The organism is Paenibacillus sp. 01T422, from assembly GCF_056398785.1.
The window spans coordinates 1-718 of the sequence record NZ_JBFTQB010001485.1; the positions used below are offsets into that span (position 1 = coordinate 1).

A 718-nucleotide genomic window follows, 5' to 3' on the forward strand; every position below is an offset into this window, starting at 1 on the left:
GCATTACTCCTACAAATGTTGACCACATAGCTGATTACTCCTTTGTTGATTCGAAAATATTGCCAATACGCCGAATAATCACTTTGACCTGTACGTCGACCTCTGCTTGGRTAAACAAATTCTCTCCGGTATCCCAATTTTCCGCAATCGGTTCCCACAGTTTATTATGATCCTGGAATAAATAGGGGCCAAGTCCCAAGGCGTCTTTTTTGTAGGAATGCTGCAGCTTCTTGATCGTTTTATTGGTTGTGGAGGTAAGTTTGTCTTCCAAGCTTTTCTCAAGCGTTTCTAAGGTTTTACCGTCAGAAGGATCAATGTTGGTGATGGATTTATCCAAAGTTCCTTCCGCTATGATCTTAATTGTAAATTTCATATGTCCCGGGCTTGTTTGTTGAACGTAAAACTTTCTATTTGATCGTTCAACTTTGAAACCTACGATTTGATCATTTATGTCGGATTCAACGATTCCGCCTTTAACTCGCTTCGTAATAAAATTAAGCCCCTGGGTTTCTTCTCCGCTAAGGAACCCAAGCAATTGTTTGCTGGTTCCATCAAATAAGGCGCTTCCATTCAGGGTGACGCCACCATCTTCCTTTTTAATTGCCTGTAGAACAAAGCTTTCATGTTTGATTAAAAATTCATGCACATCGCCAATCCTTGATTCGGGAAGCATAAAGTTGGTTTTTTGATTGTTCTTGGCAATGGAGGAGATATAATC

At 40.2% G+C, this 718-nt stretch carries 1 protein-coding gene; it reads right to left on the reverse strand.

Annotated features, from left to right (window positions below; genetic code table 11):
• Window positions 1-34 precede the first annotated feature (34 nt).
• Window positions 35-718, reverse strand: a 684-nt coding sequence (locus AC1DUA_RS39715; protein ID WP_477504888.1) for a Ger(x)C family spore germination C-terminal domain-containing protein, incomplete at its 5' end; no start/stop codon positions are given.